This is a genomic window from Anatilimnocola aquadivae, assembly GCF_049819085.1.
Taxonomy (GTDB): domain Bacteria; phylum Planctomycetota; class Planctomycetia; order Pirellulales; family Pirellulaceae; genus Anatilimnocola.
On the sequence record NZ_CP187419.1, the window covers coordinates 1,242,096 to 1,258,998 of the forward strand.

Annotated in this window: 15 protein-coding genes; 3 read left to right on the forward strand and 12 right to left on the reverse strand. The window is 58.6% G+C overall.

All coding sequences use genetic code 11. The annotated features are described in order from the left end of the window. Nucleotides 1-25 precede the first annotated feature (25 nt). The 11 genes from NA78x_RS04870 to NA78x_RS04920 all read right to left on the reverse strand — a co-directional run bounded on the left by NA78x_RS04870 (nt 26) and on the right by NA78x_RS04920 (nt 12,564). Nucleotides 26-490, reverse strand: a complete 465-nt coding sequence (locus NA78x_RS04870) for a glycine cleavage system protein H (RefSeq protein WP_425617301.1) — start codon at nt 488-490, stop codon at nt 26-28. After that, nucleotides 487-1,797, reverse strand: a complete 1,311-nt coding sequence (locus NA78x_RS04875; RefSeq protein ID WP_425617302.1) for a coproporphyrinogen-III oxidase family protein — start codon at nt 1,795-1,797, stop codon at nt 487-489. Before NA78x_RS04875 ends, NA78x_RS04870 begins: the two co-directional genes overlap by 4 nt. Nucleotides 1,798-1,837: 40 nt before the next feature. Further along, nucleotides 1,838-2,419, reverse strand: coding sequence for a Uma2 family endonuclease (locus NA78x_RS04880; RefSeq protein WP_425617303.1), 582 nt, complete (start codon nt 2,417-2,419; stop codon nt 1,838-1,840). A 159-nt stretch (nt 2,420-2,578) separates the two neighbouring features. Further along, a complete protein-coding gene (locus NA78x_RS04885; RefSeq protein WP_425617304.1) occupies nt 2,579-3,154 on the reverse strand; it encodes a Uma2 family endonuclease in 576 nt (191 codons plus the stop codon). A gap of 14 nt (nt 3,155-3,168) precedes the next feature. Then, nucleotides 3,169-4,353, reverse strand: a complete 1,185-nt coding sequence (locus NA78x_RS04890) for a PQQ-binding-like beta-propeller repeat protein (protein WP_425617305.1) — start codon at nt 4,351-4,353, stop codon at nt 3,169-3,171. Between the two features lie 57 nt (nt 4,354-4,410). Further along, nucleotides 4,411-5,559, reverse strand: a complete 1,149-nt coding sequence (locus NA78x_RS04895) for an iron-containing alcohol dehydrogenase (protein WP_425617306.1) — start codon at nt 5,557-5,559, stop codon at nt 4,411-4,413. A 73-nt stretch (nt 5,560-5,632) separates the two neighbouring features. Beyond that, a complete protein-coding gene (locus tag NA78x_RS04900; RefSeq protein ID WP_425617307.1) occupies nt 5,633-7,054 on the reverse strand; it encodes an aldehyde dehydrogenase family protein in 1,422 nt (473 codons plus the stop codon). Nucleotides 7,055-7,264: 210 nt separating this feature from the next. Then, a complete protein-coding gene (locus NA78x_RS04905) occupies nt 7,265-8,395 on the reverse strand; it encodes a hypothetical protein (RefSeq protein ID WP_425617308.1) in 1,131 nt (376 codons plus the stop codon). A gap of 245 nt (nt 8,396-8,640) precedes the next feature. After that, entirely contained in the window at nt 8,641-11,298 is a 2,658-nt protein-coding gene (locus tag NA78x_RS04910) for a RecQ family ATP-dependent DNA helicase (protein WP_425617309.1), read from the reverse strand. 45 nt (nt 11,299-11,343) lie between these two features. After that, on the reverse strand, nt 11,344-11,880 hold the full coding sequence (locus NA78x_RS04915; RefSeq protein WP_425617310.1) for a class I SAM-dependent methyltransferase: 537 nt from the start codon (nt 11,878-11,880) through the stop codon (nt 11,344-11,346). 18 nt (nt 11,881-11,898) lie between these two features. Continuing rightward, nucleotides 11,899-12,564 carry a PIG-L deacetylase family protein gene (locus tag NA78x_RS04920; RefSeq protein ID WP_425617311.1) on the reverse strand — a complete coding sequence of 222 codons (666 nt, stop codon included), beginning with the start codon at nt 12,562-12,564 and terminating at the stop codon, nt 11,899-11,901. 531 nt (nt 12,565-13,095) lie between these two features. Between NA78x_RS04920 and NA78x_RS04925 the strand changes: the two genes are divergently transcribed. Further along, the gene (locus NA78x_RS04925) at nt 13,096-14,580 is read left to right on the forward strand and encodes a glycosyltransferase (RefSeq protein WP_425617312.1); all 1,485 of its coding nucleotides are present in this window, start codon (nt 13,096-13,098) and stop codon (nt 14,578-14,580) included. 223 nt (nt 14,581-14,803) lie between these two features. Next, nucleotides 14,804-15,586, forward strand: a complete 783-nt coding sequence (locus tag NA78x_RS04930; protein ID WP_425617313.1) for an FHA domain-containing protein — start codon at nt 14,804-14,806, stop codon at nt 15,584-15,586. A gap of 14 nt (nt 15,587-15,600) precedes the next feature. Here NA78x_RS04930 and NA78x_RS04935 read toward each other — a convergent pair whose 3' ends face one another. After that, nucleotides 15,601-16,146, reverse strand: a complete 546-nt coding sequence (locus NA78x_RS04935; protein ID WP_425617314.1) for a hypothetical protein — start codon at nt 16,144-16,146, stop codon at nt 15,601-15,603. Nucleotides 16,147-16,271: 125 nt separating this feature from the next. Between NA78x_RS04935 and NA78x_RS04940 the strand changes: the two genes are divergently transcribed. Then, the gene (locus NA78x_RS04940; protein ID WP_425617315.1) at nt 16,272-16,850 is read left to right on the forward strand and encodes a redoxin domain-containing protein; all 579 of its coding nucleotides are present in this window, start codon (nt 16,272-16,274) and stop codon (nt 16,848-16,850) included. Nucleotides 16,851-16,903: the final 53 nt, after the last annotated feature.

Sequence of the window (16,903 nt, forward strand, 5' to 3'; positions counted from 1 at the left end):
GTTTAGCCGCACATTGGGGCAGCGGCTATTCGTTCATCTGTCCCTTGATCGTCCGCTGGGTGACTTCCCACACGGCGGCCAAGTGTTCCAGGTATTGCGGCGGGGTTAGCAGCGGGCTGGGCGTTGTGTCGGCAGGTTCAATCTCGAAGAGCCAGCCTTTGCCATATTTGTCGACGTTAATGGCTGACGGATCGGAGAGCAACTCTGGATTGAACTCGACCAGGTGACCGGCAACCGGCGAATAGAGGCTACTCTCGGCTTTTTTGCTCTCGATGCTTCCCATCTCTTGTTTCTCTTTCAGGTCGGTCCCGGCATCGATCGACCAATCGAGAAAGTAGACATCTTGTAGTAAGCGCACGGCGTAGGCGGAGAAGCCAAATCGCAGGCGGCCCGCGCGTTGCTCGGCCCACATGTGATTCTTCGCGTACAGGCGATCGACGGGAAACTCGGCGACGAATTTCCCCATCTCAAACGTCAAAGGCTCGCTCACGTGTAGCGGACCCCTTGATGTTGCGGCTCAAAGAAGGCGGGCAACAGGGCATCGGCATGCAGCAGTCCGTCGCGCGTGAGCGTGACACGATCGCTGGTGAAATTGAGCATCCCTTCGGACTGATGCTGCTGCCAAGCATCGCGGAATTCGTCCAGCACATCGACGTTGTACTTGCGGCGGAAGTAGTTGACGTCGAGGTAGCCTTTCTTCAGCAGCAGGATCAATTCACGAATCAGCAGTTGATGCTGAGTGGGACGCATCGCCCGCAACAGAGGCAACTTGTTCTCTTCGAGCAATGTCTTGGTGTAGTCGCCCCACTCGGTCTTGTTCTGGTAGTGAATGCCTGCCACGTGCCCGAAACTGGCCACGCCCGTCGCGAGCAAATCAGAACCTTGCCACAGGTTGTCTCGATAGCTGAAGTTCACCTTCTGAGGATCTTTCACCAGCGTGTAGGCGCTCGAGATGTGATAGCCCACAGCCTGCATTTCGTCGTAGGCATAGTTGAGCCAGGCGCGCTTGGTGGGCCAATCGGCGACAGGGCTTTCGACCTGATTGCCGAGCATGTCCTTCGAATAGACCGTGTTGAACGGCAGTTCCATCTGGTAGATCGTCACGCTGTCGGGCGACAGTTCGATCGTCTTTTTGATGTTCTCTTTCCAGTTGTCCCAGGTCTCGCCAACCATCCCGGAGATGAGATCGATGTTCACGTTGTGGAACTTGGCATCCTGGATCCATTGCCAAGCCTTGTACACTTCGGGCGAAAGATGCGCTCGGCCATTCTCTTCTAACACGTGATCGCTGAAATTTTCGACACCCAAGCTGAGCCGAGTGACCCCCAGTTCTTTGAGCGTGTGAACCTTCGGTTCCGACAGTGTGCCTGGTTCGCACTCGAACGTAACCTCTTCGGCATGATCCCAGTTCACATGCTTTTTCAGGCGATCGACCAGCGACGTGAGTTGCTTGGCACTTAAGAACGACGGTGTTCCGCCACCAAAATAGACAAAGCGAAACGGCCGCCCGCCCATGACCGGGAGTTGACTGACCAGTTCGATCTCTTTGGAAAGCGCCGAGACGTAGTACTCCACGTCGTGGGCGTTTTTATCGGTGTACACGCGGAAGTAGCAGAACTTGCACCGCTTGCGGCAAAACGGAATATGCAGATAGAGCCCCAGCGGCGTCTCGCGCAGCGGCGGACTATGCAGCGCTGCTTCGATCTCGGGCAAAACCTCCGTCGTCCACTGTGAGAACGGCGGATAGTTCGAGATGAAGTAACTGCCAACTTCGGTTTTTACGGTTTCGATAGTCACGGCAAACGTGCTTCCAATTTAAGGCGGGCTTTTCGGATGGCTATTTCAAAAAGTCGCGCACGGCGAGTAGGCAATTCGGGAGGATATCGGGCAGGATCTGGCCCAAGTTTAGTTCATCGTTTTCTGTGAGCACAAAAGGTGCCGCATCAGGAGCGTAAACATGCAACCGGCGTTCATCGGGATCGAGAACAGCCACGACTTTCACATCTGCGTGCAAATACTCTTGAACCTTGGCGACAACATTAACCCAGCGATCGGAAGGAGAGCGAACTTCAAAGACCAACTCGGGCGATCGAGGCCAATATCCCTGTGGAGGGGATTCTCTGGGAATTCGCTGGTAACTACCAAAGGCTACATCGGCACCTCGCACCGAGTCGGGATTGGTTTCCGTAACAATTCCCGCATCATTAATCGCGACATGACCGCAATCGTTTTGATCGAGATACTTTGACAGGGCGCGAGCGATAGCGAAACAGTATCTGCCGTGACCGTAACCCGCCGGTGGCATTTCGATGATTCTCCCACGCACTAGTTCGGTGACGCGGCCGTCGTCAGGCATCGTCAGCAATTCTGCCGCAGTAATGAACTGTTGAGGAGTTGCAGACGCGGATGATGTCGACATCTTTGCCCCCTTAACCCTTGTTGCCGTAGCAGTACACAGTACACCACGGCGGACCGTTGGAGATAATGTAACTGCCAATTTCGGTTTTAACGGTTTCGATCGTCACAATAAGCGTCAGGGCTGAAGGAAGCGGCGGGGTGAAAAGATGCAGACGGAGACTTACTCTTCGAAGAATTCGCGGACACTCAGTTTGCATCCTGGCAGTACGTCAGGCAAAAGTTGACCAAGGTCGAGATTGTCTTGTGCTTCGACAATTTGAGGGGCATTGTCATGTGCGTAAACATGGACTCGCTGTTCTTCGGGATCGACAACGACCACCACCGTTACATTAGCTTCAAGATATTCCTGAATCTTGGCGATGATTGGAACCCAGCGATCCGAAGGTGAGCGAACTTCGAAAACCAGCTCGGGAGAGGGCCAGTAACCGCGAGGCAACGGCCCCGGCGCGACCCGTTTATAGCTGTAAAACAACACATCACCGCCTCGAACGCTATCCGGATTGCGTTTTGTGACAACGCCCGAGTCATTGCTCACGACGCGACCCAAGTTTTGGCCTTTGATGGCCGCTCGCAGTGCGGACGCGATGTTAACGCAATAGAACCCGTGTCGGGATTCGGATTGATTCATTTCCACAATCTTTCCCAGGATCAATTCGGTCGCGCGATCATCGTTGGGCAATGCACAATACTCTTCTGCAGTGAAGAGCTTTTCTGTGAAGGAAGAAGCTGTGGACATTCTCAAATCCCCCCTTAACTCTTGCTGCCGTAGCAGTACACAGTGCCTCGATCGGTCGCAATCACGATCTTGCCATCGGCGACGCCGGCGGAGCCGACGAAGCCGCCCGTGGCCTGCTTTTGCCAGACTTCGGTGCCGGTCTTGCGATCAATGCCGTACAACCGGCCGTCTGCTGCGCCCACGATGACACGCTCACCAGCGATCACGGGAGAGCTATCGATCCGTTGCTTGGTGGCAAAGCTCCAGAGTTCGTTGCCATTCGCCGGATCCAGAGCGAGGACCTTGCGTCCACGACTACCGACAATGACCATTCCGTCCATGACTGCCGGTGAACTGCGATAGGGTTGACCTGCGCCTTTGTCTTCGCTTTGCCAGGTCACTTTCGCTTGCTTCCAATCGACCCCAAACAGCACGCCCGCTTCGGTACCAAAGAAGACTTGATCGCCCAACACGGCCGGAGTGACACCCGTGGGCGCTTCGATGGGAACTTCAGCGGCCCCCTCGCCCTTGAGCAGATCGATAATGTGCAGCTTGCTGTCGCAACCGGCAACGAAACAGCGATCGCCCACGACGGTGGGCGTGCAGCGGATTTGATCTTCGATGGCATGTTTCCACGCGAGCTTGCCGCTGTCCGCTTCCAGACAGTAGAGATAGCGATCCTGCGAACCAAACAGCACTTTGTCTTGCCAGAAGTTGGCGCTCGAATTGACTTCGGCTTCGGCAGCAAACTTCCACTTCTCTTTGCCGGTGCTCAGGTCGAGACAATGGAAGGCGCCGTCGATATCACCCTGATAGATCAAGCCTTCGCGAATGGCCGGCGCGGCCATGAAGCCGCTATCGATCTTCCAGCTCCATTTTTCTTTGCCGGTTTGCAAGTCGAGGGCGAAGAACTTGCCGTCAAGATCGCCGATGTAGACCACGCCGTCGACGATGGCTGGCGTCGATTCAAACGCGCCACCTTCGACCGGCATCTTCCAGAGTTGTTCGGGCGAGTCGGTGATCGTGGAGCGAGCTACACCGCTGGCCAGCACATCACCGCGGAAGACGGGCCAGTTTTTGGCGGTCGCGGCGGGCAACTGGACACTCGGTTTATCGGCAGCGAGCAGGCCGCGCGAGAGCAACGGCGAGGCGAGCAGCGGAGCGGCAGCCAACGCACCCAAGACTTCGCGCCGTGAAAGCTGAGCGTGGGAACTGCGCATGGCATAACTCCGGAAAACGTCGACCAAAGTCCGTTGAAGACCCAAGGTCGAATTATATCAGAAGGCCTGCTGATAAAGGGACAAAAGTTCGTCCGCACCCACCTTTCGTGGGTTAAACGAGCCGGTCCATTGGGTCGCCGCTTCGGTCGCCAGCTGCGGCAATTTGTCGTAATCGACGTGCAGTTCCTCCAGCTTGATCTTCAGGCCGGCCAGTACCGCCAGAGCCGCGACAAAGTGAGCCAACTCATCAACCGTTTTCGGGACCGGTCCCGCGCCGTTGGCCGGCATGGTGCTGAGCAGGTCGAGGTACCAGCCTTCGACTTGCTCGCCATTGAACCGAATTACGTGCGGCAGCATCAGGCCGACGGCTTGACCATGCGGAATGTTGAAGTGCGTCGTAAGCGGATTGGCCAGCGCGTGAGCAGCACCGAGCATGCTGTTCTCGATGGCAATGCCCGCGAAGCTGGCGCCGAGCAACATGGCTCCGCGAGCCTCAATGTTCGTAGGCTCTTTGAGAACCTGCGCAAAATTTCCCGCGAGCAGTCGCCAGGCTTCGCGGCTGAAGGCGAGTGACGCAGCGTTCCGCTTGGTGCAGACAAAGGTCTCTAGCGCGTGCGAAATGGCATCAATGCCCGTGAGAGCCGTGACTCGCGGTGGCTGAGTGACCGTCAGTTTCGGATCGAGAATGGCAATGCGGCAGGCAGCCTTCTTATCGCCGCAGGCCATCTTTACGTGCGTCTGAGCGTCGCTGATGAGCGCGAACGATTGCGTCTCGCTGCCGGTGCCAGCGGTCGTCGGCACAGCAATCATCGGCAACATCGGCTTGAGTGCTTTGCCAACGCCCCAGTAGTCTTTCACCTCGCCGCCATTGGTCAACACGAAGTTGATTCCCTTGGCGCAGTCCATCGCACTGCCGCCCCCGAGACCAATCAGCAAGCGAATGTCGTGTCGCTTGGCGAACTTTACGCCCGCATCGACATCGTCGGTGTTGGGGTTCTCATGCACAGCACCGAACAGGTGCGTCTCAATGCCCGCCTGCACCAGCGAGGCAATGCCCCGCGCGGTATGCCCGGCCGTGATCACGCCCGGATCGCTCACCACCAGTGCCCGCCGGCCACCCAGTTCCGACGCCAAAACCCCGAGCATTTCCAGCTTGTCCGGACCGTAGACGATCCGCGTGCGGGGTTGAAAGTCGAAATCGGTCATCAGGTGGGCAATCTAAGGTGGGTGAGCCGCGAGACGGCAGTTAGCGTGGTCCACAGAGCGCTCGGACCTTGCACTACACTCCTGCCACTTGATAGGCACGCGAGCGGTACAGGAAGTCGATGATACTTCCCTCGTGAGGCTGCAGCCAGTTCAGTCGCGTCGTGGGAATCGGCCCGATGTTCAGCCGATCAATGAACGTGGCATCGCTCAGCTGAGCAATCAGTTTTTCGTTCTTGGTGATCGCCGTGCAGACAAGCGTATAGCCCATCTTCTTTAGCATTTGATCCTCCGGGCACTTCACCACGGTCGCGAAGGGGAACATGTATTCCTTCTTCACGATCCCCGTCTCGGGCGAACTGCTGTGGGCAATGACAGGCCGCAGGTACGAACACAACTCGCGCTCGACAAGCCGCTGGCCGTACTGCGAGGTCATGTCCTTGACGCCACTTTCTTTCAGGTCCTGTTCGATCACGCCCCACACACTCTTGCCCTGACCAGGCACGGTGAAAGCGGCGAGTTTAGCCTCGGGATCTTGTGGCGGCTTCACATCGATCGGTCCCAGCTTGGCGGCAAGCGCTGCCGCAATCTCTTCCGTATGGCGAGACGCCCAAACGGCCGACGAGTTGATGCAACCGCGCCCACTGTTCGTGGCGATGCTCTCGGCCATCATGTCGATATGCTGTTCCCAGTTATCGACTTCGTCGTCGCCGAGAATCACCTTCGAGAAGCCTGGGCCGTGCGCTTGCACGCGCGGGTTGCCTTTGTACTTCTCCACGGTCTGGGCACTGCCGAAGATCATCGAGCGATCGAGACATTCAAGCAGCGCACCACCCGCATCGTGACCACCGGGATACAGCCCAAAGACTTCCTTCGGAATGCCAGCCTGTGTGAACGCCGAGACAATGCGATACGCGGTCCAAGGCTCTTGCGAACCGGGCTTCAGAGCCAAGCCAACTTGCAACGGAATTACGGGCAACCACAGCGTATGCACGCCGGGCGAATTCGAGGGCAACACAGCGCCCAACACCGGAGCCTGGCATTGATAGCTGACGATCACGCCCCGATGTTCCATCCCCCAACCCTTGGTGAGGATGTTCAGATCGAGACCGCGCGTCAGGCAGTCCATGATCTTGTCCATATTCCGCAGCACGAAGCTGTTCTTCGGAATGTTTGCTCGGCAGAGCGTTTCGGGCAGACCTGTGGTCGACGACTGTTGCCGTACAAAGTCTTCAGGCGATTGCGTTCCATCGCCCATTGGCAGCGTCGAGTTCTCGTAAAGATCGGCTGCGATCTTCAGCTTGGCGATGAGGTCCGAAATCGGGAACTGCCGGAGAATGTCGCGGCACTTCCAGGCTTTGGTCATATCGCGTTTGACGATGCCGCCATTCGCCTGACTGACCTTCGCCACTGGCTCGCCCGTATAGAAGTGCTTGATCTCGTCGACTTCCAGCGATTCGTACGGTTCGCCCCAACGGAGCACAGGAATGTTGAGCATGGTTATAGGAGGGGGCTAGGGGCTAGGAACTGGGATTTAGGGAAATGCGAAATGCGGGGAGCTACTTCTTCACTCCCTCTCCTCGGTACTCCGGGGAGAGGGTTGGGGTGAGGGGCTTTCAGATGGAACCAGAGTTCGAAGCTAGAGCTATACAAGCGGCGGGACGGACTCTTACACGCTTCTTCGCCCTAGCTCCTAGTCCCCAGCCCCCTAGTACACTCCTACCGTCGTCGAACTGGCAATGCCGCGCCACGGCTTCACACCGCTCACGCCATCCCAGGGGTAAGCAGCGTAGGGAGTTTCTCGCTCGCCTTCATCTCGCTCCATGAAGCCTGGGACGAAGAACTCGTTGGTGAGCGTCGTCAGCTTCACGCGACCGGAGGCACCGTAAGCCACAGGCTGATTGTAGTTGTCGAACTCCACCACCTCGACCACGGCCCGAGGCTGCGGGGCGTAGTAGGCGATCTTGAAGCCATCGGCTTTGGTCACCGGCTTGCTGCAGGCGAGACCCATCAGCGTGTTGCCGTAGGTCGGCGTCATATAGATGCCGCTCTCTTCCGGCGGACCACCAAAGTACTCTTCAATGGCGAACCGCGTGAACTGAGGCGTGAACTCGGTACCACCGCTAAAGATGCCGGTGATGCCGGTATCGGCGAAGGTCTTTCCCTTCTTCTCGAGTGCCTGGCACAGAGCTTCGAGCAGTTTGGGCGTGGTGAACATGCACTTCACATCGTGCCCCGCTTCGAGCACGGTCAGGGCCTGATCGATGCAGTGTTCTTTGTATGCTTCGAGATGTTCCATCCATCCCTTCTTGATCAGCTTTACGACCCAGCGCGGATCGAGATCGATGCAGAAGCAGATGCCGCCGCGATGTTGGCACAAATGCTCAACCGCGAGTCGTAGCCGACGAGGTCCGCTGGGGCCTAGCATCAGCCAGTTGGCACCCTTGGGAAAATACTTCTCGGGCAACGTCTCGCTGAAGTTCTCGTAGTCGGTCCAATGATCGGTCACGACCATGCGGCTCTTCGGAATGCCGGTCGTACCACCAGTTTCGAAGACGTACACCGGCTTACCGGCCAAACCCTTTGGCACCCAGCGGCCGATCGGTCCACCACGGAGCCATTCGTCTTCGAACTCGGGGAACTTCTTGATGTCGTCGAAGTTCTTCACTTCCTTCAGAGGGTCGAACTTGAGCGAGCTCTTCTTTTCGAGCCAGAACGGGCAACCCGTCGACTCGTGAAAGTGCCACTGCACCGTTTCATAAGCGTGGGCGTCGAGTTGTTCCTTGGCTGCTTTGACGCGGGATTCCAATTCCGCTGCGGGAATCACTTCCGGTTTCATTCCGGTTCCTCTGCGAGTCTGGCTAGTGGAGGGGGAGTCATTAGGTGGGACACTGCGAGCCATTCACCATATCCGACCGGCCACCCGCCGACAACTCTCGACCAACGCCTCGATGAACGCTCTCCCGGTTGCGCCACGCCATTTTTCGCGATTCACTACGGCAGGCCGACCTCCCTTATCTGGGCGGGTTGCTGTGATGTTAGGCGGTAAAGAGATCAGAATTTGATTAAGGGTCGAGTTGCCGGTTAGTCCAGCCAGTCGAGTTCGACCTGATAGCCGTCTTGCGCGGCGAGCTTGGCGTGCTGGCGAAGCTGATAGATGGAGAGGCCGCGAATCTGGGCCGCTTCGTCGAGGGAGAAGCCGGCGGTCAGAATTCGCCAGGTCCAGTAATGATCGGGATGGGCGGCAGGTTGGCCATTGGTGTTGGAAGTGGAAGCCGTGGCGGCCGAGTGCGCGGCGGGGGACGTTTTGGGCGATGCAGGTTTGACGATGCTCTTCGGGGACGATGAGGAGGCTGGCTTCAGATCGAACAAGTCGGGCTTGCGCAGCACGCCGGGTGCGGCCGGCTTGGGAACCGGCTTCGCTTCGGGCGCTGGTTCGTCGGTGCGGAAGATTTCGTCGAACGATGGTTCAAAGGCATCGGTCTCGAAGTCAGGCTCGGGGGTGCGCGGGGCTTCGCGAGGTTTGGGTGCAGGTGGCGAAACATTCGGCTTGGAAACGACGGCCGTTGTGGGAGCAGGAGTGGCAGCATGGCTGACGAAGGGGCCAGCGGCAGCGAGTCGCTGCAGGATTTCGCGCTCGACGGGCAACGTGTGTTGTAGCGGAACTTGCCCGCGCATCACCGCGTCTCCTTCTTCGCTCAGTTCGATCGTCGGGCGGTTGCGTTCGAGTTCGGTCTGTTTGAGGAGGCGAATCTTCAGCAGGCCATCGACGAGCGCTGTCACTTCGGGCTGCTTGAGCGATTCGAGCAGGCCGAAGGTGCTGAGCTTGGCGAGACCAAACTGCTTCACTTCTTTCGAATTCGAGCCGCAAAGCATGCGGACCAGCATCCCTTTGCCAAAGCGGCCGCGGCTGTTCATGCGGGCCGCTCCACTGAGAATGATGCGCACTGCCTCGACGACGTGCGCGTGCAGCGCCATCGGCTTTTCATTCGGTGCGGCCAGGCGGCCGACGCTCTTCACGCCGCCGCAATTGTCGCAGAGGCCGCAATTGCCGGGACTCGGATCGCCGAAGTAATCGAGCACGATTCGCTGGCGGCAGTTGCGAGTCTCGGCGTAGTCGATCATGTGATCGAGCTTGTCGTACTCGGCCTTCTTCCGCCGATTCAGCTCGTTGAAGTCGATGCCCAAATCGCTGAAGTGCTTGTCGCGTTCCAACATGTGAACCGCGCGGCCACGGAACGGCGGCACATAGCTGAACGCCTGCAGCTTGTTGAGTTCCTTGAGCGCGCGATTGACGGCAGGCAGGTCCAACTCGGCCGCTTTGGCGACATTTTCGGCTCGCATGAAGACCCGCTCGCCGCGCACGTCCCCCATGAAACGCTCGATGACTTGCAGCACCTTGCGAGGGTTCTTGGCATCGCGCGAGAGGAGATCGACGAGCGAGGGCAAGTCGCTATCGATGCGAACTGCGCCCTGATTCTGCCGCGAATCGAGCCGCTCCAGTGCCCCGCACTCTTCCAGCAGTTTCTCGCAAGCGCTCACCCCTTCGCTGGAGATGGGGAGGTTGAGCGTTTCTTTGATCTCTTGCAGCGTTTGTTCGATCGGGTCGTCGCGCTGCTCGCGCAAGTAATCGTAGACTTCTTCGACGATCTCTGGCGGCGGATACGAACTGTCGATGAAGAATTCCTGAATCTTCCGATCGGCATAACTGTACAAGAGCAAGCAGCGCGAGCGTTCGCCATCGCGACCGGCACGGCCTGCTTCCTGGTAGTAGGCCTCCAGGCTGCCGGGAATGTTGTAGTGGACGACGAACCGCAGGTCGCGCTTGTCGATGCCCATGCCGAAGGCGTTGGTGGCGACGATGATGTCTACTCGGTCCGCCATGAACGCTTCTTGCACGCTGCGGCGTTCTTCGGGCATTAGGCCGGCGTGATAGAAGGCGACCTTCCGCTTGAGTCCGCTATCGGCCAGCATGTCGACCAGTTCGCCGCAGCGTTTGCGCGTCGCGGCGTAGATGATGCCGCTGCCTGGCGTCGCTTGGAGAAAGTCGAGCAGTTCCTGAAACTTGTCGGTCTGGCTGTGAGCGGTCGTGACTTCGAAATGGAGGTTCGTCCGCGCAAAGCCGGTGATGAAGACCTCAGGCTCCTTCAGCTGCAACTGATGCATCACGTCATCGCGAACCTTAAGCGTCGCGGTGGCGGTGAGGGCGATGGTAGGAGGCGTACCGATCCGTTGCCGCAACTGTCCCAGCCGAGCGTAGTCAGGACGAAAGTCGTGCCCCCATTCACTGATACAGTGGGCTTCGTCAACGGCGAGCAGTTCGATGCGGGTGGATCGCAGCTTTTCGACAAACAGCGAATTGCGCAGACGTTCTGGCGCGACGTAAACCAGGCGGTACTCTCCGGCAGCCATCCGATCCATCCGCTCGCGCTGTTCGGGCAACGAGAGCGAACTATTGATGAACGTCGCCGAGATTCCCAGCGATTGCAGGGCGTCGACCTGATCTTTCATCAGCGCGATCAGCGGAGAAACGACGAGCGTCAAGCCGCTGCGGGCAATGGCCGGCAGCTGATAGCAAAGGCTTTTGCCGCCGCCGGTCGGCATGATGCAAAGACAGTCTTTGCGAGCCAAGACCGCGTTGATAACATCGCGCTGACCGGGACGAAACGCGCGCAGGCCAAAAGGGGCCAGATGCACCGCCAGCTGGTCTGTCGTGTCGACATTCGCGTCCGCTATTTCCATCCAACGATTGTAGCGGCGATTGCTGCCGGTTGTGGACGGGCTCGCTTACTTCCGAGCTTCGACAAACAGGCTTTCCAGCGGTCGGTTATCGAGTTCGGTGATACCGTCGAGACCGCTGGCCGACTCTTGGAACTTGCAGCGGGTAATCTCGCGGTAGCCGGTTCGTGCGAGTAATTCCTGAGTGAACTCCCAGGTGAACATGCTGCGGGAGCGGCCATACCAGAGGAGTTGCACAATCAGCTTGCCGGCGAGACTTTTCACCTCGTCGTCGCCAATCAAAAAGTAGTCGACATCGCGGCTACGGTACGCATCGATGGCCAGATCGAGATCGGGGAGCGACAGCCGCAGAACGCCGCCCGGCTTGAGCACGCGATACAGTTCGCGCAGCGCCGGATCGAGTTCACGATAAGCCAGTTCCGGCAGGACATGAATGCTGACGATGTAATCGAAGTGATCATCGGGAAACGGCAGCCCACGGCGAATATCGGCAACGATGTCGACGCCGACGCCCGCTTCGATATCCGAGTTCACCCAACCCAAGGGACTGTGCGGGCCACAGCCCCAGTTCAATCGCTTCAACATGGCAGGATTCTCAAGGCGTCAGGCTTTGATCGCCAAAAAGGTCGGCGTGTCGAGGGTCACAAAGGCTTCGGCATAGCGCGAGGGTGGGCAACTGAGGGCTCGATACGAGGCCAGGCCGACGAACGCGTTCATGTAGTCCAGGCAAGCCAGCTGACTCACATGCTGGGCGATGGCTTCGCGCTTGGCCGCCATCGTCGGATCAATGGGGACGAAGTCGGTTGGCTGCAGCGGAGTCCAGACTTCGTACAGCCAGATGGCAGGAGTCGTTCCACTGGCGGCGACGGCCCGCTGTAACATCCGAAACGTCGCCTGGTGATCGAGGTGCGCTTCGCCCTGCCAAGGTGCAAAGATGCGGTGATAGTTGCCGGCACCCAGCAGATACTCAATCGACTGGGCCAAATGAGGCTGATCGCTCAAACCTCCGTCGACACCTCTCAGAAACTCGACATTCGACACGCCGAGCAATTGGCAAGCAGCGCGGGCCTCGGCTTCGCGGGTCATGGCCAGTTGCGCGTGAACGTGTTCGGCTTGCTGCTGCGGAGCATCGCAGCCGTTCTCACCTCGGGTCATGAAGACCACATCGACTTGCTTGCCCGCTTGAGTCAGCAGGCGGATCGTTCCGCCGCAACCGAGACTTTCGTCATCGGGATGCGGAGCCAGGACAAGGACGTTCTTGGTATTCATGCCGGATACGCCGTCAAGCTGCAGGACTCAAGTGAAGCTGCTTTGTCCTGGCAAATGACGTTCCCCTCCTTAACGGCCGCGTTCGCGCCAAGGTCCAGGCCGACATTAATCGCCCGGAAAGTAGCATTTTCAGTGGTTATGGTTGCTGCTGCCAGTGATGACCAGCTCCTCGCTAGGTGCGACAACCTGTCGCTGCTGGCCGGACAAATCGTCACCACTTCGGGGGATTTCGTTTTTTCGGACTGCGGGTTGTTAAGCCACTGCAGAAGGACCAACGAAGCGGAGGAATCCGCCCTAAACAATTACCGGAAAATGATTTATGTGCAATCGACATCACTGGCCTGCTCGCTAGTGGCCGTCAAAGCCAGTCCGCACCGGCAGCGGACGATGGCCGAATTCGTCGCGGTACGGCAAATGCCTAAGGGTGCAGGAGATTTGGCCTCTGAAATCGAGCGGCACTGGTCTGCGCATTGCCTCGGGGCTGAATCCGACTCATCTCATCGTCTGCGGTCAGCTGTGAAGGAACCTGCTGTGAACTCTCGCCCTCGAATCTCTCTGTGCGTGATTGCCCGGAATGAAGAGGCCAACCTGCGCGCCTGTCTGCAGCCCGTGCAGGCCCTGTTTGACGAAGTGATTGTGGTCGATACGGGCTCCGTCGATCGGACCCGCGAGATTGCCGCCGACTTGGGTGCAAAGGTCTGCGAGTTTGCCTGGTGCGACGACTTCGCTGCGGCGCGCAACTGTGCCCTCGAACAAGCGACCGGCGATTGGATTTTTTGGCTCGACGCCGACGACCGAATCGACGCGACCAATCGCGATCAGCTGGCCGACTTGTTCAATCAGATCGCCTTGCAATCGGCAGATGCTGCCAAGCGTGCGTATGTGATGACGACCGTCTCGACGAGTCGGCACAGCACCGAACCGGCAACCCTCATTTCGCACACGCGGCTATTTCGCAATCAGCCTCAGATTCGCTGGAGCGGTCGCGTGCACGAGCAGATCACCCCGGCGATAGAAGCTGCCGGCGATGAACTAGCGCTGACCGATATTCGGATTGAACACGTGGGTTATCTCGATCCGGCCCTTTGTCAGCGGAAGGCGAATCGCGATCTACGCCTGCTGCGAATGGACTACGCTACCGATCCGGAGAATCCCGTCACGACCTTCTTGTTGGGCACAACCTACCTGCGCACCGGTCAGGCTCATCAAGCACTCGCGCATCTGCTCAAGAGCTTGCAGTTGGTAAAGTCGCGCGGCGATTGGGTGCGGCGGTTGTATGCCCTGATCGTCGAAACGCTGGTGCGCTTGGGCCGACGCGAGGAAGCCTTCGGCTTTACGACGGAAGGCTTGCAAGCCTTTCCGCTCGATGTCGAACTGACGACTCGCCGCGCCGAACTGCTGTGCGACTTCAACGATCTGGGGGGTGGCGAACAGTGCCTGCGCGAACTGCTGCAGGCACCTCGGGTCAAGTATCTGTTGCATGGAGCCAGCACCTATCACGATGGCCGCGAAGCTCGCGCGATGCTCGGTCGCATCTATCGAGAGACCCAGCGATTTGAACCAGCCGAGCAGATCTTTCAAGAGCTGCTCTCCGAACAGCCTGCCTGGATTCCGGCTTGGGTCAACTTGGGCTACGTCTACCTTCTGCAGCATCGTTGGGGCGATGTCGAGTATGTCGCCAAGCAACTCGAAAAGTGCGAAACGGGTGATCCCTATGCGCTGGTGATGCGGGCCGAAGCCAAGCTGACGCGTGGTGACTTGACGGAAGCTCGCCTGCTGGTCGAGAAGGCCATTGCCCGCGCGCCCCAGCTGGCCTGGGCACGTATTGTCCTCAGCGACCTCCTGCTGCGTGAAGGAACCGACCGCGATGCCTGCATCGCCGCGCAACGCGATATCCTCCGGCTGAATCCCGGCAATCCTCAAGCGCAGCGAAATCTCGACGCGCTGACACAACCGGCAGCTGCTCCCGTCGCGCCGGCTTGGCCGCTGGGCTGGTCGATCAATGTCAATCCCTAGAATTGCCCACTGGCAGCTGACATTTTCGCCCGAGATTGGGGCCCCCTTAATGAGGCACACCCAGGCCAGACAGTTGTTATAGACGGGCGGGCTAGTTAGACTTGAAATCAAGGTTTTTCAGCCTCCCGCTCGGGAACTTTCTGGCTGAGAGACTTCCTTTCGTGAAGGCTGGCGCGAGCTGGGATCAGGCTTGGGTCAGCTGCGTGTGTTTGCGGAGTTGTCGATGTCGTTGAATGTGACGCTGGTGGTTGTCGGCGGGGATGTGAAAACCCCTGAGGTCAAGCTGCGCCTGCCCTCTACGGTAGGTCGCGGTCGCGACTGCTCGATCATGCTGCGCCATCCGCTCGTCAGCCGCCAGCACTGCGAAATCTTCGAAGCCAGCGGTTCGCTGATGGTGCGCGATCTCGGCTCGCTCAACGGCACGTTCGTGAATAACCAGCGCATCGAAGGGGACGCTCCGCTGGCCCCTGGTCAGTTGCTGACGATTGGCACGGTGACATTCCGTGCGATGTACGAAGAGCAGTCGTCCGATGGTCAGGCTCCACCGACAGGCCCCGGACCACAAATGAGAGGCCCTGCCACGCCTTCGAGCGAAACCGATTCCGACGGCACCATCAACGCCCGACCAATGCAGCGCAAGCCAGCCGTCGAAGATACGCTGCCGACTGAACCAGTCGATGTCGAAATGGACTTCGATATGGAGGATGCCGCGCCGCTCTTCTCCGAGGCAGCTGAGAAGACCAAGCCCGTTACGACCAAACCTGCCCCTGCCGGCAAGAACGGCGCGGCAGAAACCGTTCCTGCTCCCGCGAAGCCCAAGCCAGCGGCCATCACCACGCCTGCTGGTCCGGCGAAACCGCCCGCACCGAAAACGCCGGAAACGAAGCCTGCAGCCGACAAGACGCCGGCCAATGACGACGCCAGCTTTGGCTTCCTTTCGGACGAAGAGACCGACAAAGCTGCGGACGAAGATGACCTGAACGACTTCTTGAAGAACCTGAAGTAAGCTGTTGCTGAGCTTTACTCGAACACGCCCAAGTCAGTAGCCATCGCGAGCAAAGGTTCGACTTCGGCTGCTTCGATTGTGGCAGCCCGCTCGAAGCCTTCTCGCGTGAGTGAGAACTCGTGATAGATGTGATGCATCACGAGCCCCGCCTGGCAAAGCTCTCGAAAGCCCGCAAGAAAGCGAATCGTGAAGGCTGGGTTCTCTCGGCTGCGAAAGATAAGCGTGCGATCGGCGGCAGCTTCAACATAGACGGCGAGCATCCGCCCGGGCGCATCGAAGGCGCGATTCGAACCCTTGATCTCCAGCGTTCCCCAATTCTTGGCAGCAAACAACAGCGTTTTTGCTTCGAGCGAGAGTGGCAGATCGGGCGCACCGCCGGTCGCGAGCGCCGTGCTGCAGATGCGGGCCAAGCCGGCGAGGGTCGGTGCACCTTGACCCAGTTCGGTCCACGTCTCTGCCCACTTGGGATCGGCCGCTGCAGCCGTCAGCGCTTCGGTTCGCTTCTGATGGCTGCGGTCGTAAAGAGATTGACCCTTCAAGTGTTCGGGCAAGATTTCCATGATTGGCTTTGTTGAAGTTCGGGCGGTTTGACTTGTCGCTGCTACACTTTCAGCATACTCTGCGGGCAAGCGTGCGTAAGCAATCGAACAGCCGCCGTTTCATTTCATTCATGAGGAAGCCATTGATGACTGCGATCTCACGTCGAACATTCACGATGACCGCCCTGGCACTTTGCTCGGCAATTGCGTTGCTCCCCAATAGAGCCGCGGCGAAAGAGAAGGCCCCTGCTGTCGGTGACGAAGCTGCCGACTTTCAACTGAAAACCGCTGACGGCGAAGAAGTTGCCCTGACGAAACTACTGAAGCAGGGACCGGTCGTCCTGATCGTGCTGCGAGGTTACCCGGGCTATCAATGTCCGGCCTGCAACACGCAGACAGGGCAGTTTCTGGGCGCCGCGAAAAAGTTCGCAGCTGCCAAGGCAAACATCGTGCTCGTCTATCCGGGCCCTGCCGATGGCCTGAAGCAGCATGCTGAGGACTTTACTCGCGGCAAGACGTTTCCTGACAACTGCTATCTGGCGCTCGATCCCGACTTTGCGTTTACCAATGCCTATCGCCTGCGCTGGGACGCGAAGAACGAGACGGCCTATCCTTCGACGTTCATTATCGACGAGAAGCAAAAAATCGTCTTTGCCAAAATCAGCATGACCCACGGCGGTCGCACGAGCGTTGACGAAGTGCTCAAAGCTGTGCCGACCAAGTAACTCTCGCCGCCTCATTCGCCCCCGCCCCTGCGGCGGGAGTTCATCGGCTTTTG